Consider the following 24,374-nt stretch of genomic DNA (forward strand, 5'->3'; position numbering starts at 1 on the left):
CATGAAACTATTCGGCGATGAGCGCTTCGACCTTGAGGATCTGCTGCTCCAGCGTGGCCTTGTCGGCGCAGCGCAGATTGGCGTGACCCACCTTGCGACCGACCTTGAATGCCTTGCCATAGTGATGCAGATGGCAATCGGCAATGGCCAGGACTTTCTCGGTCTCCGGCACTTTACCGATGAAGTTGAGCATCGCGCTCTCGCCGACCTTGGCCGTCGAACCCAGCGGCAGACCGGCAACGGCCCGCAGGTGGTTTTCGAATTGGCTGCACTCGGCGCCTTCAGTGGTCCAGTGACCGGAGTTGTGGACCCGTGGGGCGATTTCGTTAGCCTTGAGGCCACCGTCGACTTCAAAGAACTCGAACGCCATCACGCCGACGTAATTCAGCTGCTGGAGCACACGGCTGGAATAATCTTCCGCCAAGCCTTGCAGTGGGTGGTCGGTGCTGGCCACGGACAGTTTGAGGATGCCGCTGTCGTGGGTGTTGTGAACCAGCGGATAGAACTTCGTTTCGCCATCGCGAGCGCGCACAGCGATCAGCGAGACTTCGCCGGTGAACGGCACGAAGCCTTCCAGCAGACAGGCCACGCTGCCCAGTTCGGCGAACGTGCCGAGCACGTCTTCAGGCTTGCGCAGGACCTTCTGGCCCTTGCCGTCGTAACCCAGGGTGCGGGTTTTCAGCACGGCCGGCAGACCGATGGAAGCCACGGCAGCGTCCAGATCGGCTTGCGATTGAATGTCGGCGAACGCCGGGGTGGGAATCCCCAGGTCCTTGAACATGCTCTTCTCGAACCAGCGATCGCGAGCGATGCGCAAGGCTTCGGCGCTCGGATAGACCGGGACGAATTGCGACAGGAAAGCGACAGTTTCGGCCGGGACGCTTTCGAACTCGAAAGTCACCAGATCGACTTCATCGGCCAGCTGACGCAGGTGATCCTGATCGCCGTAATCGGCCCGCAGGTGCTCGCCCAATGCGGCTGCGCAAGCATCCGGCGCGGGGTCCAGGAAAGCGAAGTTCATGCCCAGCGGAGTGCCCGCCAGCGCCAACATGCGACCCAACTGGCCGCCACCGATTACACCGATCTTCATCGTCAACAACCTCAGGCGATGCGTGGGTCTGGATTTTCCAGGACGCTGTCTGTCTGCTCAGCACGGAATTTTTTCAGCACCGTGTGGAACTGCGGATGCTTGGCGCCGAGGATGCTCGCCGAGAGCAGCGCTGCGTTGATCGCGCCAGCCTTGCCGATGGCCAGGGTGGCGACCGGAATGCCCGCGGGCATCTGCACGATAGACAGCAGCGAATCGACGCCCGAGAGCATCGACGACTGCACCGGCACGCCCAGCACCGGCAGGTGGGTTTTGGCCGCACACATGCCTGGCAAGTGAGCCGCGCCGCCGGCACCGGCGATGATCACCTCGATGCCACGCGCCTCAGCCTCTTCGGCGTACTGGAAGAGCAGGTCCGGGGTGCGGTGGGCAGAGACCACTTTCACCTCGTAAGGAATGCCGAGCTTTTCCAGCATATCGGCGGTGTGGCTAAGGGTGGACCAATCGGACTTGGAGCCCATGATCACGCCAACCAGTGCACTCATCGTCGTGCCTCTTCTCTCTGGGCGCCCGCAGGCGCGTCAAAAAACAACAAGCCACGCTAATGCGTGGCTTGATTGTACGAATTAGTTTCGGGTTAAAACTGCCTGCGCTCAATCATGCTGCGTTAAAAACAATCTCGAAATGCTCATTGGCTAAAGCCAACTCCGCTTTCTCGCTCGTTTTTGCCTTGCCTGATCTTCGCCCGGCGAGTTTTACCCTCGAAACTTGGCCGGACGAACCGGCCGAAGGCCGCGCAGTATACCTCAATGAAGCAGATAAACAGCCCCCGATACGACCATCTGTCATTCGGCGCAAAGTGCCGTATTTATTGACTTGAAGGTCAACGGAATACACCACAAATCCCCTGCGGGAGCGAGCCTGCTCGCGAAAGCGGTGCGTCATGCAACATTAATATCGACTGATGCACCGCATTCGCGAGCAGGCTCGCTCCCACAGGGTTGTTCATTGTGTTCAGGATCCGGTTGTGCCTTGGGCGGCGCCACCTTCCAGCTTGCGCCACAGCAATCGCACGTTCGCCTTGCGTACCAGCGCGCAGCGGTACAAACGAATCTCCAGCGGCACATGCCATTGCGGGCCGCCGCAGACCACCAGTTCACCACGAGCCAGTTCGGCGCGCACGCTGAGCTGCGGCACCCAGGCAATGCCCAATCCTTCCAGCGCCATGCTTTTCAGGCTGTCGGCCATGGCGGTCTCATAGATGGTGGTGAACCGCAGCGCACGCTGGCGCAGCAGCATGTTCACCGAACGCCCGAGAAATGCACCGGCGCTGTAAGCGAGCAGCGGCACACTGCCTTCGCCTTCCAGATCGAACAATGGCTTGCCGTCGGCGTCCGCCGCGCAGACCGGGAGCATTTCGGTGTCGCCGAGGTGCAGCGACGGAAAGATTTCCGGGTCCATCTGCATCGCGGCATCCGGGTCGTAAAATGCGAGCATCAGATCGCAACCGCCTTCGCGCAGGGCATGCACCGCATCCCCGACGTTGGTTGCCACCAAGCGCGTCGCAATGTTCAGGCCTTCATTACGCAATTGCGCGATCCAGCGCGGGAAAAACCCCAACGCCAGGGAGTGAGCGGCGGCGACCTGCATCACCTCGCCCTGCCCGCCTTCCAGGTGATGAAGGTGACGCAACACTTCACCGAGCTGCTCGACTACCGTCCGCGCGGTGACCAGAAACAGCTGCCCCGCCGCTGTCAGCTCGATTGGTGTGCGCGAGCGATTGACCAGGGTCAGCCCCAGCGCGGCTTCAAGGCTGCGGATCCGTCGACTGAACGCCGGCTGAGTCACGAAGCGTCGTTCGGCAGCCTGGGAGAAGCTGCGGGTGGCGGCCAGAGCACTAAAGTCCTCAAGCCATTTACTTTCAAGGTTCATCACGTCCTCCCGGACACGCACCAATTTAGGTCACACGCTCGCCGCAGACACGGCGTCACACGGGCATTATGCCGAATGTGCATAGGCTAGTGTTTAACAGCATTGGCCCAAAATTCTCCACAAGCCTAGCATTTGCAGTGTTCCGGCACAGACCGGGTCCATATCGAGATGATTTCTATCATGTCCTCCGCTGCATCTTTCCGCACAGAAAAAGACCTGCTTGGCGTACTCGAAGTACCTGCTCAAGCGTATTACGGCATCCAGACCCTGCGAGCGGTGAACAACTTCCGTCTCTCCGGCGTTCCGATTTCGCATTACCCGAAGCTGGTTGTCGGCCTGGCGATGGTCAAACAGGCCGCCGCTGACGCCAACCGCGAGCTGGGTCATCTGAGCGAAGCCAAGCACGCTGCCATCAGCGAAGCCTGTGCACGTTTGATCCGCGGCGATTTCCACGAAGAGTTCGTGGTGGACATGATTCAAGGCGGCGCTGGCACTTCAACCAACATGAATGCCAACGAAGTCATCGCCAATATCGCGCTGGAGGCCATGGGTCACCAGAAGGGCGAATACCAATACCTGCACCCGAACAACGACGTGAACATGGCGCAGTCGACCAACGACGCCTACCCGACCGCGATCCGTCTGGGTCTGCTGCTGGGTCACGACGCGCTGCTGGCCAGCCTCGACAGCCTGATCCAGGCTTTCGCCGCCAAGGGCCAGGAATTCAGCCACGTATTGAAGATGGGCCGTACCCAGCTGCAAGACGCCGTGCCGATGACCCTCGGCCAGGAATTCCGCGCTTTCGCCACGACCCTGAGCGAAGACCTGGCGCGCCTGAAAACGCTGGCACCTGAACTGCTGACCGAAGTGAACCTGGGCGGCACCGCGATCGGTACAGGCATCAACGCCGACCCGCGTTACCAGCACCTGGCCGTTCAGCGTCTGGCGCTGATCAGCGGTCAACCGCTGGTTCCGGCTGCCGACCTGATCGAAGCCACCTCCGACATGGGCGCCTTCGTGCTGTTCTCCGGCATGCTCAAGCGCACCGCGGTCAAGCTGTCGAAGATCTGCAACGACCTGCGCTTGCTGTCCAGTGGCCCACGCACCGGCATCAACGAAATCAACCTGCCGGCGCGTCAGCCAGGCAGCTCGATCATGCCCGGCAAGGTCAACCCGGTTATCCCGGAAGCCGTGAACCAGGTGGCGTTCCAGATCATCGGCAACGACTTGGCCCTGACCATCGCGGCCGAAGGCGGCCAGTTGCAACTGAACGTGATGGAGCCGCTGATCGCGTTCAAGATCTTCGACTCGATCCGCCTGCTGCAACGCGCCATGGACATGCTGCGCGAGCACTGCATCGTCGGCATCACCGCCAACGAAGAGCGTTGCCGTGAACTGGTCGAACACTCGATCGGCCTGGTCACCGCGCTGAACCCGTACATCGGCTATGAAAACGCCACCCGTATCGCCCGCATCGCCCTTGAAAGCGGCCGCGGCGTGCTGGAACTGGTGCGCGAAGAAGGCTTGCTCGACGACGAAATGCTCGCCGACATCCTGCGCCCGGAAAACATGATTGCTCCGCGTCTGGTGCCTCTGAAGGCTTAACCGAACGCAACGCCGGCGCTTGCTCTTTTAACGAAGAGCACCAAGGGCCACGCTCACCAGGTCGAGGGACTAGACACCTCTCACCTTTTGAGGGCTTGGGGATTTATTCCCCAAGCCCTTTTTTTTAACTCGTTTAGCAACAACACCGACCCTGTGGGAGCGAGCCTGCTCGCGATAAACGATAACGCGGTCTACCTGAAAAACCGCGGTGCCTGCATCGCGAGCAGGCTCGCTCCCACAAGAGCCCGACGCCATCAACGCCGGGTGTTTCAAAGCTTCGTTACATCGCTTGCACCACAACCGTGCAGACGGACGGCACGCTCATAGGTATAGTGCCGCCCCTCATCGCGTGAGCGGTCGTCGGTAACGAGGCCCAAACCCATGCGAAACCCGAACTAATAACAAACCCGCAATATGAAATCGGGACGAACCTTCGCCTCACCTGTTGTGCCACGCACAAGCCGGTGTAACGCGATGTTTCTGACCCTCCAGCATTTGCCTATACAAAAAACAGCGAGGAATAATCCATGCTCGAAGTCATCAACGACTTCCTCTCAGGGAAAGTACTGATCGTGCTCATTGTCGGGCTCGGTAGCTACTTCACGATCCGCTCGCGTTTCGTTCAATTGCGTCACTTCTTCCACATGTTCGCGGTGTTCCGCGACAGCCTCAAAAGCAGCGCCGGCCAACTCAGTTCGTTCCAGGCCCTGATGCTCAGCCTCGCCGGCCGCGTCGGTGCGGGTAACATCGCCGGTGTCGGTATCGCCGTGACCCTGGGTGGTCCAGGCGCGGTGTTCTGGATGTGGGTGACCGCGCTGGTCGGCATGTCCAGCAGCTTCTTCGAATGCTCCCTCGGCCAGCTCTACAAGCGCTGCGACTCCGACGGCACGTACCGTGGCGGCCCGTCCTATTACATCCAGCACGGCCTGCAAAAACGCTGGCTGGGCATGATCATGGCGTTCCTGTTGCTGGTGACCTTCGGCTTTGCTTTCAACGGTCTGCAATCCCACGCCGTGACCCACTCGCTGAACAACGCTTTCGGCCTCGACACCACCTGGACCGGCCTGGCCCTGGCGGTGTTGCTGGGCATGGTGTTCATCGGCGGGATCAAGCGGATCGCCAAGGTCGCTGACCTGTTGGTGCCGGTGAAAACTCTGGTGTACATCGGTGTGACCATTTACGTGATCGTGCTGCAATTCGACCACGTTCCGGCGATGCTGATGACCATCGTCAAAAGCGCCTTCGGTCTCGACCAGGCCTTCGGCGGTCTGATCGGCAGCGCCATCGTCATGGGCGTGAAGCGCGGCGTATTCGCCAACGAAGCAGGCCTGGGCAGTGCACCAAACGTGGCGGCGGTCGCGTCGGTCGAGCACCCGGTGGCACAGGGTGTGGTTCAGGCGTTCAGCGTATTCCTCGACACCTTCGTGATCTGCACCTGCACCGCGCTGCTGATCCTGCTCTCGGGCTTCTACACCCCGGGCTTCGAAGGCGACGGCATTGCGCTGACCCAGAACTCGCTCGCAGCCGTAGTCGGTGACTGGGGTCGGAGTTTCATCTCCGTGGCCCTGTCGTTGTTCGTATTCACCTCGATCCTCTACAACTACTACCTGGGCGAGAGCAACCTGCGCTTCCTGATCGGTGAAAACCGCAAGGCGCTGATTGGCTATCGCGCGTTGGTATTGGTGTTGATTTTCTGGGGCGCTATCGAGAACCTGGGCACGGTGTTCGCCTTCGCTGACATCACCATGACCCTGCTCGCGTTCGTGAACCTGATCGCGCTGTTCCTGCTGTTCAAAGTCGGCATGCGCATCCTGCGTGACTACGATGACCAGCGCGCGGCCGGCATCAAGACGCCCGTGTTCGATTCGAGCAAATTCCCGGATCTGGACCTCGACTTGAAAGCCTGGCCAGCCAACCCGCCAGCTGCCGCCCCTAAGGCCGAAGCTGAACCGCAAGGCGTACCCGCAGCGCAACGCTGATCGGTTAAAGTGCGGAATCCCATGTGGGAGCGAGCCTGCTCGCGAAAGCGATGTATCAGTCGACATCAATGTTGAATGATCAACCGCATTCGCGAGCAGGCTCGCTCCCACACAGGAAATCATCGTTCTCGGAGAGTCTCCATGAATTCCTCGACCTACCCTGCCGCCCAGCACGTCATGGTGCTCTACACCGGTGGCACCATCGGTATGCAAGCCAGTGCTCACGGCCTGGCCCCGGCGTCCGGTTTCGAAGCGCGGATGCGCGAGTATCTGCACAGCCAACCTGAACTCGTTGTGCCGCAGTGGCGCTTTCGCGAGATGTCGCCGCTGATCGACAGCGCCAACATGAGCCCGGCTTACTGGCAGCAACTGCATGAAGCGGTGGTCGACGCTGTCGATGCCCAAGGCTGCGACAGCGTGCTGATCCTGCACGGCACCGACACCCTTGCCTACAGCGCTGCGGCCATGAGTTTTCAATTGCTCGGCCTGCATGCCCGCGTGGTGTTCACCGGCTCGATGCTGCCGGCCGGCGTAGCCGACAGCGATGCCTGGGAAAATCTCAGTGGCGCGCTGGTTGCCCTCAGCCATGGCCTGGCGCCGGGTGTGCATCTCTACTTTCACGGAGAACTGCTGGACCCGACCCGCTGCGCGAAGGTTCGTAGTTTCGGTCGGCATCCGTTCAAGCGACTGGAGCGTCAGGGTGGCGGTGCGAAGGCGTCTTCAATCCCGGCACCACTGACCTACAACCAGCCCAAGCAATTGGTGAAAGTCGCTGTGCTGCCGCTGTTCCCCGGCATCGGCGCCGAGATACTGGATGGGCTGCTCGACAGTGGCATTCAGGGCTTGGTGCTGGAGTGCTACGGCAGCGGCACCGGGCCGAGCGACAACCCGGAGTTCCTCGCCAGCCTGGAACGGGCGCGGGACAAGAGTGTTGTGGTGGTCGCGGTTACGCAATGCCATGAAGGTGGCGTCGAGCTGGACGTGTACGAGGCAGGCAGTCGCTTACGCGGTGTCGGCGTACTTTCGGGTGGCGGCATGACCCGTGAAGCGGCGTTCGGCAAGTTGCACGGATTGCTCGGCGCCGGACTGGACACCGCTGAAGTGCGGCGCCTTGTAGAACTCGACCTCTGCGGTGAACTGAGCTGACACAACACCAATCCCTGTGGGAGCGAGCCTGCTCGCGAAGACGGTGGCACATCCAGCATCGGTGTGACAGCCACACCGCTTTCGCGAGCAGGCTCGCTCCCACAGGATCTTCATTGGGCATACAACTTGCTGTCCTCCAGCCATCCCAAGGCTGGAACCTCCCATGCTCCACTCCCACCTCACCACCCTCAACGCCGTCTCGCTGGTGCTCAACACCTTCAAGGCCGAAGGCCTGTCGAGCGAAGCACTACTCGCCGGAAGCGGCATCAGCGCGGCGGATCTGAGCCGGGCGGACACGCGCATCACCACCAACCAGGAAATGCTGGTGTGTGCCAATGCCGTCGCGTTACGCCACGATATCGGCCTGGAACTGGGCCGGCGAATGCATGTTTCGTCCTACGGCATGCTCGGGTACGCTTTACTCACCAGCGCCACTTTAGGTGACGCCTTGCGGCTGGCGCTGCACTATCCGGCGCTATTAGGAACACTGTTCGAGTTGAGCCTGGAAGAGGATAACGAGCGCATCTGGCTCACCGCTGGCGACTATCGGGAAAACCCTGCGCTGGCGCCATTCAATGTCGAGTTTTGCCTGGTTTCGATGAAGGTCACTTGCGAAGACCTGCTCGGCCAACCGTTGCCGCTGCTTGGCGCCCGCTTCGAATACCCGGCACCGGACTATCAGGCACGCTACACCGAACGTTTCGATTGCCCCTTGCAGTTCGACGCGGCGTCCAACGCCTTTGCCTTCGACAAAGCCTGGCTGGAGCACCCCCTGCCTCTGGCCGACGCCATCACCCATCAGGCCATGGCCGAACGCTGCCGCAAACAAAACACCGAGTTCACCGGACGCCAGGCTTGGCTGGGACGCATCCGCCAACTCCTCGCCGCACAATTGAGCGCGGCGCCGGGGCTGGATGGGCTGGCTGAACAGCTGAACTGCTCGGCGCGCACCTTGCGCCGACATCTCAAGGATCTGGGGTGCAGCTATCAAGAGTTGCTCGATGAACTGCGGTTCGAGCAGGCCAAACGCATGCTCTGCGAGGACGAACTGCCGATCTATCGGATTGCAGAAGCGCTGGGGTTCAGCGAGACCGCGAGTTTCCGCCATGCCTTTGTGCGCTGGAGCGGCGTGGCGCCGAGTCAGTTCAGGTCCTGACCCGCCCCTGTGGCGAGGGAGCTTGCTCCCGCTCGGCTGCGCAGCAGTCGCGACCCGGCAAATGCTATCTGAAGGGAGGAATGCGGTGTTTGGTTTGGGTCTGCTGCGCAGACCAGCGGGAGCAAGCTCCCTCGCCACAGAGGGGCGAATTTCGGTCAAATCTTTTGGCCACATTAATCCCCTTTTGGCCTTTCCTGCCGTTCTCTCAAACGCCGTGCGCCGCAAGACTGTGTTCAACCGAATCAGCCTGCGGAGAACAAGAAAATGCTGACGATCTACTCGGACGATCACCACCTGCACCACGGCCGTTGTGAATTGATGGACGGGCAACTGATGCCCTGCTTCGAAATGCCCTCGCGGGCCGACCATGTTCTGCAACGCGTGCAGTACCGCGATCTCGGCCCCGTGGAGGCGCCCCAGGATTTCGGCCTCGACCCGATCGCGCGCATCCATAGCCGCGACTACCTCGACTTCTTCAAAGGTGCCTGGGCGCGCTGGACCGAATTCAATACCGACGGCGACTTGCTGCCCTACACCTGGCCGGCCCGCACCCTGCGCCGGATCATACCCACCAGCCTGCACGGCCAACTCGGCTATTACAGCTTCGACGGCGGCGCACCGATTACCGCCGGCACCTGGCAAGCGGCATACAGTGCGGCGCAAGTCGCATTGACCGCTCAAGCCGTCATTCAACGTGGCGCCCGCAGTGCCTTCGCCTTATGCCGGCCACCGGGACACCACGCCGCCAGCGATTTGATGGGCGGTTATTGCTACCTCAACAACGCCGCCATCGCCGCGCAGGCTTTCCTCGACCAGGGCCACAAGAAGGTCGCGATCCTCGACGTCGACTACCACCACGGCAACGGTACTCAATCGATTTTCTACGAGCGCAGCGACGTGCTGTTCACCTCGATCCATGGTCATCCGGAAGCCGAGTTCCCCTTCTTCCTCGGCTATGAAGATGAGCGGGGTGAAGGGGCCGGCGAAGGCTTCAACTTCAACTACCCTTTGCCGGCTGGCAGCGGCTGGGACAGTTGGAGCGCCGCGCTGGAACAAGCCTGCAAAGAGATCGAAAAGTACGGCGCCGATATCGTCGTCGTATCCCTGGGCGTCGATACGTTCAAGGACGATCCGATCTCCCAGTTCAAGCTCGACAGCCCGGATTACCTGGCCATGGGCGCGCGCATCGCAGGCCTCGGCAAGCCGACGCTGTTCGTAATGGAAGGCGGCTACGCGGTAGAAGAAATCGGCATCAATGCCGTGAACGTTCTCGAAGGTTTTGAAAGCGCCCAATGAGGAATTAGAACAATGATCAGTCTCAAGCGTTTTATCGCGCCCGCACTCTTCCCCGCAGTGCTGTGCGCCACGGTGCTCAGTGGTGCTGTCCACGCCGAAGAGCGAACGTTGCGCGTCTACAACTGGTTCGACTACATCACCCCCAAAGCGCTGGAAGACTTCAAGGCCCAGAACACCCAGACCAAACTGGTCTACGACATCTTCGACACCAACGAAGCCCTCGAGGCCAAGCTCCTTACCGGTAACTCCGGCTATGACGTTGTGGTGCCGTCCAACGTATTCCTCGCCAAGCAGATCGAGGCCGGCGTTTTCCAGCCACTGGACCGCAGCAAACTGCCGAACTGGAACCACCTCGATCCCAAGCTGATGAAGCTGATCGAAGCCAACGATCCGGGCAACAAATTTGCCGTGCCGTACATGTACGGGACCATCCTGATCGGCTTCAACCCGGACAAAATCAAGGCTGCACTGGGTGCCAACGCGCCGGTGGACAGCTGGGACCTGATCTTCAAGGAAGAGAACATCAGCAAGCTCAAACAGTGCGGCGTCGCCCTGCTCGACTCGCCGTCGGAGATCCTGCCGCTGGCCCTGCAACACCTGGGTCTGGACCCCAACAGCAAGAAGCCGGCGGACTACGACAAGGCTGAAGCGCTGTTGATGAAGATCCGTCCGTATGTCACCTACTTCCATTCTTCGAAGTACATGGCCGACATCGCCAACGGAGACATCTGCGTCGCCGTCGGTTATTCCGGCAGCTTCTCCCAGGCGGCGAACCGCGCCAAGGAAGCCAAGAACGGCGTGATCGTCGACATGCGCCTGCCGAAAGAAGGCGCGCCGATCTGGTTCGACATGCTCTCGATTCCCAAAGGCGCGAAGAATCCGGAAGACGCCTACACCTTCATCAACTACTTGTTGCAGCCGCAGGTCATTGCACCGGTCAGCGACTTCGTCGGCTACCCGAACCCGAACAAGGACGCCACCGAAATGGTCGACCCGGCGATCCGCAACAACCCGAATCTGTACCCAACCGAAACGGCGATGAGCACGCTGTACACCCTGCAACCGCTGCCCCGCGATGCCGAACGGGCACGGACCCGGGCCTGGACCAAGATCAAGTCCGGGACCTGAAACCTGTCCTTGACCTCAGGGACGCCAGGCCTTTTGCAACCGCCCGAGCGCTGCGCTGATTGCCGCCTCGGGCACCGCCGCAAAGCCCAGCACCAGCCCGGCGCGTTCATCCACACTATTTCTCGAATCAGGTAACCAGTAACTGCTCAGGCCGTTGATCTCGACATCGACACTGGCGGCGACTTCAATCAGTTCGCGCTCGCGGGCCTGAGTGTCGACCGCCACCGTCAGGTGCAACCCAGCCGCCACACTCGGCAGGCTGCCAACCCCGGGAATATCCGAGGGCCAATTGGCCAGAAGCGTATTGCGGCGACTCAACGCGGCGCGGCGCATGCGGCGGATGTGTCGCTGGAAATGCCCGGCTGCCATAAACTCGGCCATTACCGCTTGAGTGCTCACCTCGGAATGCCGAACATCGACCGCTCGACGTTGAGAGAAAGCATTTACCAATGCCGGCGGCAGGACAAGATATCCCAGACGCAGCGCCGGAAAGGCGACCTTGCCGAACGTCCCGACGTAAAGCACCCGACCCTGCCGATCGAGTGCCGCCAACGGCGCCAGTGGTGCGCCGCTGTAACGGTATTCGCCGTCGTAGTCGTCCTCGACGATCCAGCCTTGGGTGCGCTCTGCCCAAGCCAGGAGCTCAAGGCGTCGCGCCAGGCTCATGACCACCCCGGTCGGGTACTGATGCGATGGCGTGACATACGCCAGACGACAATCGCCGAGTCCCGTCAATTCGCTACAGTCGATGCCTTCGCTGTCCACGGCCACCCCGTGCAATCGCGCACCGGCCACGGCGAACGCATGACCCGCCGCCCGATACCCCGGATTCTCAATCGCCACCCCATCGCCCGGCTCTACCAGCAGCTGTGCACAAAGGCTAATACCTTGCTGCGCGCCACTGGTGATCACTATTTGTTCAGCCGAGCACTGCATGCCCCGCGAACTGCGCAAGTACGCGGCTATCAGGCCGCGCAATCGTGCATCGCCCGCCGGATCGCCGTAACACAGCTGCTGTAAATCCGGTTTGCGCCAGAAAGCCGCATTCAGCTTGGCCCAAACCTCGAAAGGGAACAGATCGAACGCCGGAACACCGACCCGAAACGCACGAGGCGGACCACTCGGCGGCAAGGCTAAATGGTTCTTTTCCACGCGTCCCAGCGCACCGCTGTGGATAACTTTACTGGATGAAACCACAGGCAAATCCAGCCAATTTGTGGATAAGGCTGTGGGTAAGCCTGTTGACAACCCTGTGGATACTTTTGTGGATAATTTTTTCGTCGGTAATGCGGCTTGAGGCAGTTGCGCGACATAAGTCCCGTCGCCGACGCGCCCCTCGATAAAGCCTTCGGCATAGAGCTGATCGTAGGCGCGCACCACGCTATTGCGGGAAATCGCCAGCGCCGCCGCCAGATCTCGACTGGCCGGCAATCGGGTGCCACTGGCCAACCGCCCGTCGAGCACACGCAGTCGCAATGCCTGATAGAGCTGACGACTCAGGCCTTGGCGACGATCAAGTTCGATACCCGCCGGGTTGAACGACAGAGAAAGCGGCGCGTCGGTCATTGCAATGGACCTATGAAATTGGTCGTTAATGGCTCTTACAACAGACCAATAGCCTGCCTAGGATGAAGGCATTCGCCAAGGAATATTTCTATGTACACGCCCAGCGCATTTGCCATCAATGATTTGGATGAACTGCACCAGCAGATACTCGGCACTCGCCTTGCCATGGTGGTCACCCACGGGGAGCAAGGCCTGCAAGGCAGTCATCTGCCGCTGCTGTTCAACCCCGACCACGGCCCGAACGGTACCCTTTACGGCCACTTCGCCAAGGCCAATCCGCAATGGAAGGAACTGCAGAACGGCGCCGAAGCCCTGGTGATTTTTGCCGGTGTCGACGCTTACGTCAGCCCAGCGTTTTACCCGAGCAAAGCCGACCACGGCAAAGTCGTGCCGACCTGGAACTACGTCGCCGTGCACGCCTACGGCACGGCCGAAGTGTTCACCGACGCCGATCGCCTGCGTAACCTGGTCAGTGCGCTGACTGATCGTCATGAAGCGGGCCGCGCCAATCCATGGAAGGTCGCCGATGCCCCGGCCGACTACATTGACGGGATGCTCAAGGCCATCGTCGGGTTTGCCTTGCCGATCCAGCGTCTGGAAGGCAAACGCAAGCTCAGCCAGAACCGCAACACTGCAGACATCGCCGGTGTGCGCGAAGGGCTTGCCGCCAGCCCTGATGTGCACGACCAGGCCCTCGCCCACTTGATGCGTTAAGGAATGAACATGAGTCAGATCGACATCCGCCAGGTCACCGCCGACGATCACGCCGCCTGGCTACCGCTGTGGCAAGCCTACCTGCGCTTTTACAATACCGAACTGCCCGTGGCGGTCACTCAAAGCACCTGGCAGCGCATGCTCGACCCGAGCGAACCGACCCACGCCGCCCTCGCCTGGGCCGATGGCAAAGCGGTGGGCATGGTGCATTTCATCTACCATCGATCGAACTGGAGCATCGAAAACTCCTGCTACCTGCAAGACCTGTTGGTAACGCCTGAAACCCGTGGCACTGGCGTCGGCCGGCAGCTGATCGAATTCGTCTACGCGACAGCCAAAGAGGACGGTTGCTGCAAGGTCCACTGGCTGACCCACGAAACCAATGCCACTGCGATTCAGCTTTATGAGCGCATCGCCGAACGCCCCGGTTTTATCCAGTTTCGCAAAGCCCTGTAAGGTTCAAGGAGAACAGCATGTCGACTTCACTCGCCGATTGGAAAGGCGTTCCGGCGCCATCAGTCCAAACCATTGAAGGGCGTTTCATCCGCCTGGAAAAACTCGACCCGGCGCGTCACGCCGACGGTTTGTGGGAGGCCCTGCAAGGCCCGGGCTCCGACCCGAAACTCTGGGACTATTTGCCATACGGTCCTTTCCCGGAGCGCAGCGCGTTCAACGATTGGCTGAACAATCATGCGGCCAATAGTGACCCGTATTTCTTCAGCGTGATCGACCGGGTCAGCGGCGATGTGCAGGGCATCCTCAGTTTGATGTCGATTGTTCCTTCACAAGGTCGGATCGAGATCGGTCATGTCACTTTCGGTGCGCCGATGCAGCGTTCGCCGAAGAGTACCGAGGCGGTTTATCTGCTGGCCAAAGAATCCTTTGCGCTGGGTTATCGGCGGCTGGAGTGGAAATGCAACAACGGCAACGCCCGCTCCAAATACGCGGCCGAGCGGCTGGGGTTCAGTTTTGAAGGCGTGTTTCGTCAGCACATGGTGGTCAAGGGTCAGAACCGGGATACGGCGTGGTATTCGATACTGGACTCGGAATGGCCAGCGATCGGAGCGGGGTTTGAGCGCTGGCTATCCGATGAGAACCAGACGGATTCGGGGCAGGTGAAAACGTTGGCGGAGTGCCGCGGGTAAATCTTCGGCGCCTGGACGGACGTCTTCGCGAGCAAGCTCACTCCCACAGCGGATAAGAGCTGATCACAATCTTGTGGCCAACCCGAAACCCTGTGGGAGCGAGCCTGCTCGCGAATGGCATCACGCTAGTTTCTGGGCCAGCACTGCGATGTGCTCAGGCCCGATACCGCAGCAACCACCCAAATGACTGGCTCCACGCTTCTGCCAATCTGCCGCCCAGTGCAAGTAACCCGGCGGATCGAGATCATCGCGCAGCGGGTCCAGACCGTCGTTCGCTGTGGCCTCTTTCGGTTGCGGCGGGAAGGCATTGGCGTACGCGCCTATGTGAATCTTCACCCCCAAACGCTCGAAGGTTTCCCGGGCGGCATCGATCGCAGCACCGATCACTTCCGGCTGGCTGCAGTTGAACAGCAACGTCTCGACGCCCAGCTCAGCCGCCACGGCGGCGGCTTCAGCCACCGGCTCACCCGAACGCAAGCGCGGCACCTCGTCCGTGTCCTCATCCTTCAGGGTAAACGACAGCCAGAACGGCTTGCCGTCTGTTGGCAGACCGGCATGGATCGCTCGCGCTTCAACGATCGAGCTCTGGGTTTCCGCCAGCCACAGATCGACATGAGGTGCCAGACCGTTCACCAGCGGCGCCAACAATTCGGTCACCCGAGCTGCATCGAAAAGGTCCGGACGATAGGACCCAAACAGCGGCGGCAATGAACCGGCCACACGCACCGCTTTGCCCGAAGCCTCTACCGCGCGCCGAGCCAGCTCACCGGCCAACGCCGCGAGCGCCTGCCCTTCTGCTGCAAAACGCTCTTCGCCAATATGAAACGGCACCACCGCGTAACTGTTGCTAGTGATCACATTCGCACCGCTTTCGATATAAGCCGTGTGCACCGCCTCTACCGCTTGCGGCGCTTCGCTCAAGGCCAGCGCCGACCACTCGGGCTGTCTGAACGGCGCGCCTCGGCGCTGCAACTCACGACCCATGCCGCCATCCAGAATTACTGTGCTTGCTGCGCCCATATGCTTTTCACTCATAAGCTTATGAAAATAACTCACTACCAGAGTAGCTCTTATAACTATTTAATACGCACCATCCGGTTAATAACAACCTCTTTTTTATCAGGGATCGACTGTGAAATTCCAACCACTACTGGCCCTGGGCCTGACGATTCTGGCTGCCTCCACCCAAGCCTTTGGCGGCGCCACGCTGGACCGCGTCGAGAAAAAGCACGAACTGGTGGGCGTGTTGATGGAAAGCTATCCACCCTTCTCGTTCCTCAATGATCAGAACCAGCTCGATGGATTCGACGTCGACGTGGCCAAGGCCGTGGCAGACAAACTGGGCGTCAAATTGCGCCTTGAAACCCCGTCCTGGGACGTGATCGCGGCCGGCCGCTGGAGTGGGCGCTACGACATCTGCATCTGCTCCATGACCCCGAGCAAGGCCCGCGCCGAGGTCTTCGACTTCCCGGTCGAGTACTACGCCTCACCAGCGGTGATCGTGGTCAACGCCAAGGACGACAGCATCCACAGCGCCAAAGACCTGAGCGGCAAAAAAGTTGGCCTCACCAGCGCCTCTAGCTACGAAAGCTACCTGAACAAGAACCTGGTGATCGAAGGCGCCGAAGACACTCAATTGCAGTACCCGTTCGAGGACGTGCAGATCGCGCCTTATGACACCGACAATGTCGCCTTCCAGGACCTCGGCCTGGGCGCTGGCGTTCGACTGGACGCGATCCTCACCAACCTTGTCACCGCGCAACCGCGCCTGACCGAAGACAAACGCTTCAAGCTCGCCGGCGAGCCTCTGTACTCGGAGCCAAACTCGGTGGCCATTGAAAAAGGCGACGCCCAGTGGGACGCCAAAGTGCGTGACGTCTTCGCTCAACTGAAACAGGACGGCACCCTGAGCACGCTTTCGCAAAAATGGATCGGTGCTGACATCAGCAAATGACTTCTTTCCCCACACCTCCTCAGCCACCACAACCGGTGGCTGAGTCGCTGTTACAACGGATCTTCGGTTTCCGCACGCGGCTGTACCTGACCTGGGCGGTGATGCTCGGGTTGTTCGCCAGTTTCTTCCTGAGCTTCGACCTGAAGTTCTCGATCATCCTCGACAAACTGCCGAACCTGATCGGCCTGCACCTGGCACCCAACGGCTTCTTGCAAGGCGCGGCGCTGACATTGTTTTTGTGCCTGTGCTCGATCGTGACCTCCTCGCTGCTGGGCTTCATCACTGCCCTGGCACGACTGTCGAAAAGCGCCGTAGCCTTCGGAATTGCGAGCTTCTATGCCTCATTCTTTCGTGGCACACCGCTGCTGATCCAGATCCTGCTGATCTACCTCGGCCTGCCACAACTCGGTATCGTCCCGGGCGCCATCGCCGCCGGCATCATCGCCCTGTCGCTCAACTACGGCGCCTACCTGAGCGAAATCTTCCGCGCCGGTATCCTCGGCGTCCCCCACGGCCAACGCGAAGCGTCCCTGGCCCTCGGCATGCGTGAAACCGTGATCTTCTGGCGGGTCACCCTGCCCCAAGCCATGCGCACCATCATCCCGCCGACCACCAACCAATTCATCTCGATGCTCAAAGACTCGTCGCTGATCTCGGTGATGGGGGTTTGGGAGGTTATGTTTTTGGCGCAATCGTATGGGCGGTCGAGCTATCGCTACATCGAAATGCTGACGACGGCGGCGGTGATTTATTGGTTGATGTCGATTGGGCTGGAGCTGATTCAGGCGCGGATGGAGCGGCATTATGGGAAGGCGTATTTGCATAGGCGCTGAGTTAGCGAACCGCAAAACGACCGTGACCAAATGAAATAGGGGGAGTAGAACTCCCCACTATTGATCCGATGTCCAGCGCAAGCAAAGGCGCTTCTGAGGCTATGCTGGCTCACCAGCGAGTACGTTAAGACCCGATAGTCGACTCACGCCATTTTGTAGTAGCACGAGATTTTCGGGCTCAGACATAAACCACGCGAAGGATCCCCAAGCCAGACCGGTTACTGTTTTTTTGAACCCGGCGGCGTCCCTATCCGCATAAGCGGTCACAAAAGCAACTTGTGATCGACTGAACCCACCTTTGTCAGTGATCGCATACAAAGCAGCCTGCCTACGAGGCGTAATGGCCCCATCAGTTGCGACGACCTCAACAAATACGATCAGTGGTTCGACCGGACCTAGATCTACCAGAATCAAGTCCGGAAGATTCTTATGAGCCTCTATATCGAGTCCAATCATTGATGCCAGTTTCAGATCAGGATGGGCAACCTTGTTTCCTGATTCACTGAGCCAAATGACACCCGGATGCTCTAAGAACTTAGCCGCAAAAACCTCAACAACTGCTTTCGAGATGTCAGAGCTTGGCCCTGACACTAACCGGCGAGTATCTCCATTCGGGAAGTAGACCAGAACTCCCTCCTTCCCTGCTGTCCCGGCCCGCATTAGCGATACACGTGCTCGTGCGCTGCGTGAGAGATGTTTTTCCTGCCACGAAAAGATGGCGGCGATCAGGTCCTCGCCTACAAGGTCTGGATTGAAAAGAGCCGCCAGGTCAGCCTTGAGCGCATAGCGAGGAGCCCCTGATGTCGTAGGTACATCTGCTCGCTCAAGCACGGCGCCCACCACTAATAAACCTTCCCGCAAAGTTTCGTCGCGAATAGGCTCGCGAGTGTTGTCTGCGTACCACCGGATGCCTGGGACCTGGAAGGATTTCTTTCGCAAATTCGCACGATAATCCAGACGGGCCGCCTCGCAGCAATCTTCCGCTTGCATATCGGTCATGCGATAAACGTGTACAGGTCCAAGCCAGACATCTGCGCCCTCGACTGCTCCGATGTAAAGCATCGCGAAAACCGTGCTAGCCGCCAGCTCACGTGTGCAGTAAGAACGGTTAGGTGTTCCTTCCGGAAAGATCAGAGGCAACCTTTCAGATATCAACGCTCGTGAGACATAGGGTGGTAACACTATTTCTTCCTTAGAAAAGTTTTGAGCAGGCGGCTTCGACGGATTCCTTTGAACCACCGGACTCCACCACCCTCGTTAATTCCTTTAAGGCTGCCGGCGCGGGTAGCGGCAATGATTCCAGCTCGTAAGCTGAAACTGCCACGGAACCACTAACGCAACGAAACGCACGATCAGCCGCCCCGCTATTTAGAAAAGCGGCAAGCACTGAAGCTTTGACTTTCGGAGCGTCAGTAACAGGCCTGACCATGTTGATGTGGTTCTCGATCACAACCCCCCCATGCAACTGCAAGAACTCAATGGGTAAAGCTGTTGCAATAAGACGACGGCTCTGCTCTTTAGCTGTAGTGCGTTGTAAGAGAACACAAGGCTGAATCGTTACTAACCACTGATCAGATGGTTTCAATTCGAAATACGGAGCATGGTTCTTTTTCTCTGCGCGGAAAATGAATTCGCCATCGGCAGTAATGGCTTCAGCCCAAATCAACGGCAACCGGTTGCTGCCTGGCTGATAGGTCAATTGAGATTTATGACGATTCCAAACCAATGGACCCGTGCTGACCCCATACCCCCAATCTGCAAGACGGTAAGGCATATTGACAAGCTTCGCTACGAGCTCAGTTTGACTTGAGTTTCTGGGCAGTAACCATGGCAGAGTGAGGTCTTTCGGGAGAGTAATCGAGCCTGTATTTCTGGCTTCGATCACTCCGTCAGACGACGTGATCTCTGAGACCGCGACGGGGACTGCCTCACCTGCTCTGCGATAGGTAGTCAGCGCCATTTCCTGAAGTACATCATCAAAAACGCCTTTGCGCGCAGCAACAAAATCAATTGCAATTGGAGGTGCTTCTTGACCTATCAGCGCACGAAGATTTTTGAAATAGCCCCCCGCGAGGAAAGAAGTCGGGGTGACATAGGCGATCAAACCACCGGGCTTGGTTTGGCGAATCGCAAAATCAGTAAACAGGCCGTAGAGGTTGGCATGTCCGTACAGCGAGCGTTTGTATAGCTCGCGTGTCTCGGTATCTAGCTTCGCTCTACCATACGGGGGATTCCCAATGACCAGATCAAACCCGTCGTTGGTTGGGCTGTGCCGCAATGAATCACAAACAGTGACCATGACTGGGAGCCGCAGACCAGACGGGCCACTAATTGGCAACAACACAGCGTCCAGCGCAACTTGGCTCAGCCAAGCACCGAATGGATCAATCTCAAAGCCATGCAAGCGGTTACCGATGCTTTGCAACAGCAGCTTTGGGCTGCAATGAGCAAGCGTCTTCATGATTCGCTGCGCGATTGGCGCAAGGAACGCACCACCGCCACACGCCGGATCCAGAACACGACATTTAGCCCAATCAACATTCGCCGATGTGGCCTGATCAATGAGCCGGGAAGTTAGAGCGGGCGGAGTGTAGAAAATACCGTACTCGCCACGATGTTCCACAGGAAGCATGCTGGTGTAGGTGAGACCAATTTGGTAAGCAGCTGTCTCTGCATCGAACTTGGCTGCTGCCAAGCCAATCTGCTCTGCTAGAAAACTGGCTGAAGTAGAGAGTGTAGACGTCTCAAATGCAGCGATGGGTGCGCGAAGCTCTTGAGGGACGTTGTCTTGTTCGGTAAGACCACGCCACCAAGCCTTAATAACTTGAGCACCAAAGGTTCTGGCTAGGACAAGCTGATTGTCTGCTGGAAAGGTGTTCGATATTGCACGAGCCTCCGCCCGAGCAGCTGCCAATGATTGAACAGGAGCCTCCAAAGCGAATGGACGATCCAGCTCAGCAAATGTGTTTTGCGCCTCTTGTGCCATACACCCCCCATTGCGGGTCGCGATTCTACCTTGCTTTGAAGGTATAGGCGTCCCGCCCATCGCTGTGACGCGATGTTGCGTTAAAAAAAAATATTCAACAATTGGCAATTAATCGCGCCAGAGAAATGTCCAGCAATTGAACAGCCAACATAGCTGTATAAATATACAGCTTTGTTGGCGCAACGCTAACGAATCAGCCCTGTGGTTACGCTTACAAACCTGCTAGGGTTTATGTGGAACGACCGGAGGTTGATGCATCAGGACCGAATTTTCGATCGAGGCTCCAATTCAGCGCATCCAAGGCGTCACAACCGTCCTGGATCAAGATATGTGCAGCGTTGGCGAAATGTTCCAAGTCATGACCTTCCGCATCCTTCACGCACAGACACGTAACGCTATTAAGCAGATTGCGTGCGGCTTTGATTCGATGGGTGGCAGTTTCAAGAAGGTCGGAAGAACGGGCTTCGGTGTCGATGTACAGCGTCGGGCCGACGCTGAAGTTGCCTTGGAGCGGGTGATATTTGGACATGGGGATTTCTCTCTGAGTGAAGAGCTCCCACCGTTCGCGGCTAAGCAAATTTAGGTGACAGCTGTACGCGGGTTAGCCGACCGGACAAAGAGAACTCCGGCACACCCGAAGGTGTCCCACGCACAGCCGCCATAGACATAAAAACATAGGCAGCAAAAAGCGCCTCCTTTCAGGGGCGCCCGTGCACTCTTTGTTCGACCGGCTAAGATCGATCACCGATTCGTCGGCGACGGGCGAACTATAGGCGAGCCCTCAATCGATGTAAAACCCGGTTTCTTTATCTCAGAGCAGTCCTACACGAAGGTCCGCATTAGGTGGCAAGTTCACTACTGGCTCGGACGGCGGACACATGAAGCGGCTGACGTTTCACAACCCCAATCCTCATCCCAAACAACGTGAAAACGGCATTCAGCGACTTCAACGTCTGATTCCCCTCTCCATGCTCCATTTGCACCAACGTACGCACTGAGATTTTGCACATCTTCGCGAATTGACTCTGATGTAGGCCCGTCACCTCCACCCGCAGACGACGAACTGCCTCACCGATGGTAAGTGAATCATTGGAAAGATCTTCGAGAATGCTTTCGAGCAGAATTGTCCGCTCACGAACCGTCATGTTCATCCATCAATCCCCATAATCTCAACAACGTGCAAAATAGTGCGTTTACGTCCCTGAAAAACAATCTCGGCATGCATTAAATTGCATCTACAAGTGTTTTAGTTCGGCATAAACGCAAAAAATTGCAGATCCCCCCCCATCAAAATGCGTCACTCGGTCGCTAGTGCAGCGACAATCACTGGCACTGGCAGCTCCAACAGCGGTGAGATCAGCCGCATCAGACTGGATCCGGGATTGATCGAGCAGTGGCAGATCAGTTTCCGAGTTTGCGATAGCCGACCGTGTCTCAATTTGTTGTAAGAAAAAGCATCAGCCCGAACGGGTAAAAACAACCTTCCTCAGGAGGCTGGCAATTTTCTACACAACCTTCTGACAACCCCCGCAAGCCCGCCGGAAGCAGCTGACATCGGCACCTATAGCCTTCCTCTTAGAGTTTGGCCTCCTGTCAAAAGAGGCCGTACTCGATGCCCGTTCAACACAAATACCGACCACAACACCTGGCGTTGGCCATTGCGCTTGCAGTGGGTTGCATAGAAGTCTCCATGGCGCAGCAACCAGAGCCTGAAGTCATTTCCGACGCGCCGACCACCAAACCTCGTAAAAAAACCGCCAAGCCCAACGAGCGCTTTGATGATCTTTCGGCGATCAAGGAGTTCATCGGCCCACGTAAAAACGCTGCCCGGGCCACAAACGGGTCGGCTGAAGGACAGACAGCTCGACCAGTAACAACTGAACCGTTTGCCACCGCGGCAATCGACTTCGATGACGCCTTCTATGAGTCTCTTAACTTTCCCGAGCCCACCGCTTCCGAAGTGCCATCCACTCCTGCGCAGGTAGACCCGTTCGATCAGTTCCAGAACGACTACACCACTCAACACGCGCTCATTTCAGAACCACTCCAAAACATCGACGGCGTCTCGCTGGTATTGGGCGACGCGGATGACCTTCTGGTCATCAACAGAGGCGCCCGATGGGATGGAGAACTGGATGGCGGCAACGGAGTCAACGGGCTGCTCCTTAATTCCGTAGACGGCGGCACAGTAGGAGACACAACCAATTTTGCTGCCCTGCGGGTCGCGAAAGGCGCATGGACATTTACCGGCAGCAACGACTTCCATGAAGGTGCCGAGGTAAGGAAAGACGCTACGCTATTTAACGTAGGCGCTATAGAAGGCACTGTGTACGTTGATAACGGAGGCACCTATGGCGGCTACGGTAAAGTAGGCGGCTTGCACGTGGACGGTCTGTTACTGGTCAATGCAAGTGTGGGGGCTCCTTCCATTAGAGGGGATCTTACGCTTAGCGAAAGCGCCACACTCGCCTACGAAGTAACAGATAAGGCTGATACTTCAGAGACTATTTTCGTCGATGGAATCGCCAAGCTTGGTGGCGCGTCTTTACTGGTTACCGCTCTGCCAGGCGACTACGCACAAACCACTAATCACACGGTAATTTCCGCAGATCGGATCGAAGGAACATTCGGTCGAGTCAGCAGCAACCTGGCGTTCATGACGGCTACCCCGGACTATGGCGACGAAAAGGCCGTACGCCTGACCTACGCTCGCAACGAAGTACCTTTCGAGAATCTCGCGACCAACGAAAACGGTCGTGAACTCGCCCGCAGTATTGAAGAGCCCAAAGCCAGTCCGACGGCGCAGACCCCCTCCATTACTGCGAATGCCGCCGTCACGGCCCTGCTCGCCTCCACCACCGAAACAGCCGCCATGGCCATCGACCAGCTGGACGGCAGCCAGAACGCCAACCTCGCCAAGGCGACCCTGAACAGTGACAGCCCAATCAGCGCGACCATGCTCTCGGCCATGCGCCAGCTGGACAGCGCCAGTAGCTACAGCAATTCCGCCAAACGCAATGCACCACGTCTGGCCGCCGGCGGCGAAGACAATGGCCGAGTCTGGCTTCAAGCATTGGGTCACGGTGGGACGCTGGATCGCGACTACGACGCTCTGAAGCACACAACCCACGGCTTGGTACTGGGAGCGGATTGGGGAATCGACAAGGAATGGCGCATCGGTGTCTTGGGCGGGAAGTCAGAGACTCGCCTGGACAGCCGCGGACTCGACGGCGATCTCGACAGCTGGCATTTGGGAGCTTATGCCCTACGTCAAAACGGACCCATGTCCCTGCGCCTGGGCGCGACCTATAGCAACCACGATGGCAGCACTAAACGCCGGGTTGCCTTCAAAGGTTTCAGCGACCGTCCTGAAGGCCGTTACGATGCCAACACCCAGCAGGCCTTTGCGGAAGCGGGTTACAACCTGGGCCAGGCCAACGTCAGCATCGAACCGTTTGCCAGCCTTGGCTACCAACGCTATCAGCGCGACACCTACACGGAAAAAGGCGGCGCAGCGGCACTGAAGGTCCACGGTCAAACCCAGAACAACATGAACAGCACAGTCGGCCTGCGACTGGCAAAGCTCAACACGCTGGATAACGGCATGCAACTGACACCCCGATTCAGTGCCGGGTGGAAACACACTTATGGGGACGTCTACAGCGATACCCGCCAACGATTGGTTTCGGGCGGAAAAAACTTCACCGTTTCCGGTGCGCCGCTGGATCGTGACAGTCTGCTGGTCGATGCAGGGCTGGACCTTGGAGTGTCAGCAAAACACACCCTGGGCGTCGGCCTCACTGGTGAGATCGGCACCGACAGTCGGAACCATGGCGTAACGGGTCAGTGGCGAATGAGCTTCTAATACCCACAAATCCCGGGCGAA

The 24,374-nt window shown here is 58.6% G+C and carries 22 protein-coding genes; 13 read left to right on the forward strand and 9 right to left on the reverse strand.

Annotated features, from left to right (window positions below; translation table 11 throughout):
* Positions 1 to 7 precede the first annotated feature (7 nt).
* Both ACYZTW_RS00490 and purE read right to left on the reverse strand, forming a co-directional pair.
* Positions 8 to 1,090 carry a 5-(carboxyamino)imidazole ribonucleotide synthase gene (locus ACYZTW_RS00490; RefSeq protein ID WP_462003314.1) on the reverse strand — a complete coding sequence of 361 codons (1,083 nt, stop codon included), beginning with the start codon at positions 1,088 to 1,090 and terminating at the stop codon, positions 8 to 10.
* A gap of 11 nt (positions 1,091 to 1,101) precedes the next feature.
* The gene (gene purE, locus ACYZTW_RS00495; protein WP_462003315.1) at positions 1,102 to 1,593 is read right to left on the reverse strand and encodes a 5-(carboxyamino)imidazole ribonucleotide mutase; all 492 of its coding nucleotides are present in this window, start codon (positions 1,591 to 1,593) and stop codon (positions 1,102 to 1,104) included.
* A 59-nt stretch (positions 1,594 to 1,652) separates the two neighbouring features.
* Between purE and ACYZTW_RS00500 the strand changes: the two genes are divergently transcribed.
* Positions 1,653 to 1,928: a hypothetical protein gene (locus ACYZTW_RS00500; RefSeq protein WP_462003316.1), complete on the forward strand. Its 276-nt coding sequence runs from the start codon at positions 1,653 to 1,655 to the stop codon at positions 1,926 to 1,928.
* A 134-nt stretch (positions 1,929 to 2,062) separates the two neighbouring features.
* On the opposite strand, the gene ACYZTW_RS00505 is transcribed toward ACYZTW_RS00500, so the two are convergent.
* Positions 2,063 to 2,980 carry a LysR substrate-binding domain-containing protein gene (locus ACYZTW_RS00505; RefSeq protein WP_462003317.1) on the reverse strand — a complete coding sequence of 306 codons (918 nt, stop codon included), beginning with the start codon at positions 2,978 to 2,980 and terminating at the stop codon, positions 2,063 to 2,065.
* 180 nt (positions 2,981 to 3,160) lie between these two features.
* Between ACYZTW_RS00505 and aspA the strand changes: the two genes are divergently transcribed.
* The 6 genes from aspA (at position 3,161) to ACYZTW_RS00535 (ending at position 11,290) form a co-directional block, all read left to right on the forward strand.
* Positions 3,161 to 4,585, forward strand: coding sequence for an aspartate ammonia-lyase (gene aspA, locus ACYZTW_RS00510; RefSeq protein WP_201184599.1), 1,425 nt, complete (start codon positions 3,161 to 3,163; stop codon positions 4,583 to 4,585).
* A 527-nt stretch (positions 4,586 to 5,112) separates the two neighbouring features.
* Positions 5,113 to 6,564 carry an alanine/glycine:cation symporter family protein gene (locus ACYZTW_RS00515; RefSeq protein WP_462003318.1) on the forward strand — a complete coding sequence of 484 codons (1,452 nt, stop codon included), beginning with the start codon at positions 5,113 to 5,115 and terminating at the stop codon, positions 6,562 to 6,564.
* Positions 6,565 to 6,705: 141 nt separating this feature from the next.
* Positions 6,706 to 7,710, forward strand: a complete 1,005-nt coding sequence (locus ACYZTW_RS00520) for an asparaginase (protein ID WP_462003319.1) — start codon at positions 6,706 to 6,708, stop codon at positions 7,708 to 7,710.
* A gap of 163 nt (positions 7,711 to 7,873) precedes the next feature.
* A complete protein-coding gene (locus ACYZTW_RS00525; RefSeq protein WP_462003320.1) occupies positions 7,874 to 8,866 on the forward strand; it encodes an AraC family transcriptional regulator in 993 nt (330 codons plus the stop codon).
* A 264-nt stretch (positions 8,867 to 9,130) separates the two neighbouring features.
* Positions 9,131 to 10,162, forward strand: a complete 1,032-nt coding sequence (locus tag ACYZTW_RS00530; protein ID WP_462003321.1) for a histone deacetylase family protein — start codon at positions 9,131 to 9,133, stop codon at positions 10,160 to 10,162.
* A 12-nt stretch (positions 10,163 to 10,174) separates the two neighbouring features.
* Complete coding sequence (locus ACYZTW_RS00535; protein ID WP_462003322.1) at positions 10,175 to 11,290, forward strand: polyamine ABC transporter substrate-binding protein; 1,116 nt, start codon at positions 10,175 to 10,177, stop codon at positions 11,288 to 11,290.
* Between the two features lie 15 nt (positions 11,291 to 11,305).
* On the opposite strand, the gene pdxR is transcribed toward ACYZTW_RS00535, so the two are convergent.
* Positions 11,306 to 12,856 (reverse strand): MocR-like pyridoxine biosynthesis transcription factor PdxR, encoded by a 1,551-nt coding sequence (gene pdxR, locus ACYZTW_RS00540; protein WP_462003323.1) that lies wholly within the window; start codon positions 12,854 to 12,856, stop codon positions 11,306 to 11,308.
* Positions 12,857 to 12,946: 90 nt separating this feature from the next.
* On the opposite strand from pdxR, the gene ACYZTW_RS00545 reads away from it, so the two are divergent.
* The 3 genes from ACYZTW_RS00545 to ACYZTW_RS00555 are packed head-to-tail and all read left to right on the forward strand — an operon-like array spanning position 12,947 to position 14,715.
* Positions 12,947 to 13,570 (forward strand): FMN-binding negative transcriptional regulator, encoded by a 624-nt coding sequence (locus ACYZTW_RS00545; protein ID WP_462003324.1) that lies wholly within the window; start codon positions 12,947 to 12,949, stop codon positions 13,568 to 13,570.
* A 9-nt stretch (positions 13,571 to 13,579) separates the two neighbouring features.
* Positions 13,580 to 14,026: a GNAT family N-acetyltransferase gene (locus tag ACYZTW_RS00550; protein WP_462003325.1), complete on the forward strand. Its 447-nt coding sequence runs from the start codon at positions 13,580 to 13,582 to the stop codon at positions 14,024 to 14,026.
* A gap of 17 nt (positions 14,027 to 14,043) precedes the next feature.
* Complete coding sequence (locus tag ACYZTW_RS00555) at positions 14,044 to 14,715, forward strand: GNAT family N-acetyltransferase (protein WP_462003326.1); 672 nt, start codon at positions 14,044 to 14,046, stop codon at positions 14,713 to 14,715.
* A 120-nt stretch (positions 14,716 to 14,835) separates the two neighbouring features.
* On the opposite strand, the gene ACYZTW_RS00560 is transcribed toward ACYZTW_RS00555, so the two are convergent.
* Positions 14,836 to 15,735 (reverse strand): homocysteine S-methyltransferase family protein, encoded by a 900-nt coding sequence (locus ACYZTW_RS00560; RefSeq protein WP_462003327.1) that lies wholly within the window; start codon positions 15,733 to 15,735, stop codon positions 14,836 to 14,838.
* Between the two features lie 112 nt (positions 15,736 to 15,847).
* Between ACYZTW_RS00560 and ACYZTW_RS00565 the strand changes: the two genes are divergently transcribed.
* Positions 15,848 to 16,669 carry an ABC transporter substrate-binding protein gene (locus ACYZTW_RS00565; protein WP_462003328.1) on the forward strand — a complete coding sequence of 274 codons (822 nt, stop codon included), beginning with the start codon at positions 15,848 to 15,850 and terminating at the stop codon, positions 16,667 to 16,669.
* A complete protein-coding gene (locus ACYZTW_RS00570; protein WP_462003329.1) occupies positions 16,666 to 17,502 on the forward strand; it encodes an amino acid ABC transporter permease in 837 nt (278 codons plus the stop codon). The genes ACYZTW_RS00565 and ACYZTW_RS00570 overlap by 4 nt, the downstream gene beginning before the upstream one ends.
* Before the next feature lie 99 nt (positions 17,503 to 17,601).
* Here the strand turns inward: ACYZTW_RS00570 and ACYZTW_RS00575 are convergent, their stop codons facing one another.
* From ACYZTW_RS00575 to ACYZTW_RS00590, 4 genes are all read right to left on the reverse strand, one after another.
* A complete protein-coding gene (locus ACYZTW_RS00575) occupies positions 17,602 to 18,741 on the reverse strand; it encodes a BsuBI/PstI family type II restriction endonuclease (RefSeq protein WP_462003330.1) in 1,140 nt (379 codons plus the stop codon).
* Positions 18,695 to 20,488: an HsdM family class I SAM-dependent methyltransferase gene (locus tag ACYZTW_RS00580; protein WP_462003331.1), complete on the reverse strand. Its 1,794-nt coding sequence runs from the start codon at positions 20,486 to 20,488 to the stop codon at positions 18,695 to 18,697. The genes ACYZTW_RS00575 and ACYZTW_RS00580 overlap by 47 nt, the downstream gene beginning before the upstream one ends.
* Positions 20,489 to 20,717: 229 nt before the next feature.
* On the reverse strand, positions 20,718 to 21,017 hold the full coding sequence (locus ACYZTW_RS00585) for a hypothetical protein (RefSeq protein WP_462003332.1): 300 nt from the start codon (positions 21,015 to 21,017) through the stop codon (positions 20,718 to 20,720).
* Positions 21,018 to 21,327: 310 nt separating this feature from the next.
* Positions 21,328 to 21,639 carry a helix-turn-helix domain-containing protein gene (locus tag ACYZTW_RS00590; protein WP_462003333.1) on the reverse strand — a complete coding sequence of 104 codons (312 nt, stop codon included), beginning with the start codon at positions 21,637 to 21,639 and terminating at the stop codon, positions 21,328 to 21,330.
* A 461-nt stretch (positions 21,640 to 22,100) separates the two neighbouring features.
* Between ACYZTW_RS00590 and ACYZTW_RS00595 the strand changes: the two genes are divergently transcribed.
* A complete protein-coding gene (locus ACYZTW_RS00595; RefSeq protein ID WP_462003334.1) occupies positions 22,101 to 24,353 on the forward strand; it encodes an autotransporter outer membrane beta-barrel domain-containing protein in 2,253 nt (750 codons plus the stop codon).
* Positions 24,354 to 24,374: the final 21 nt, after the last annotated feature.

The sequence above is a fragment of the Pseudomonas sp. LB3P25 genome (genome assembly GCF_054897985.1).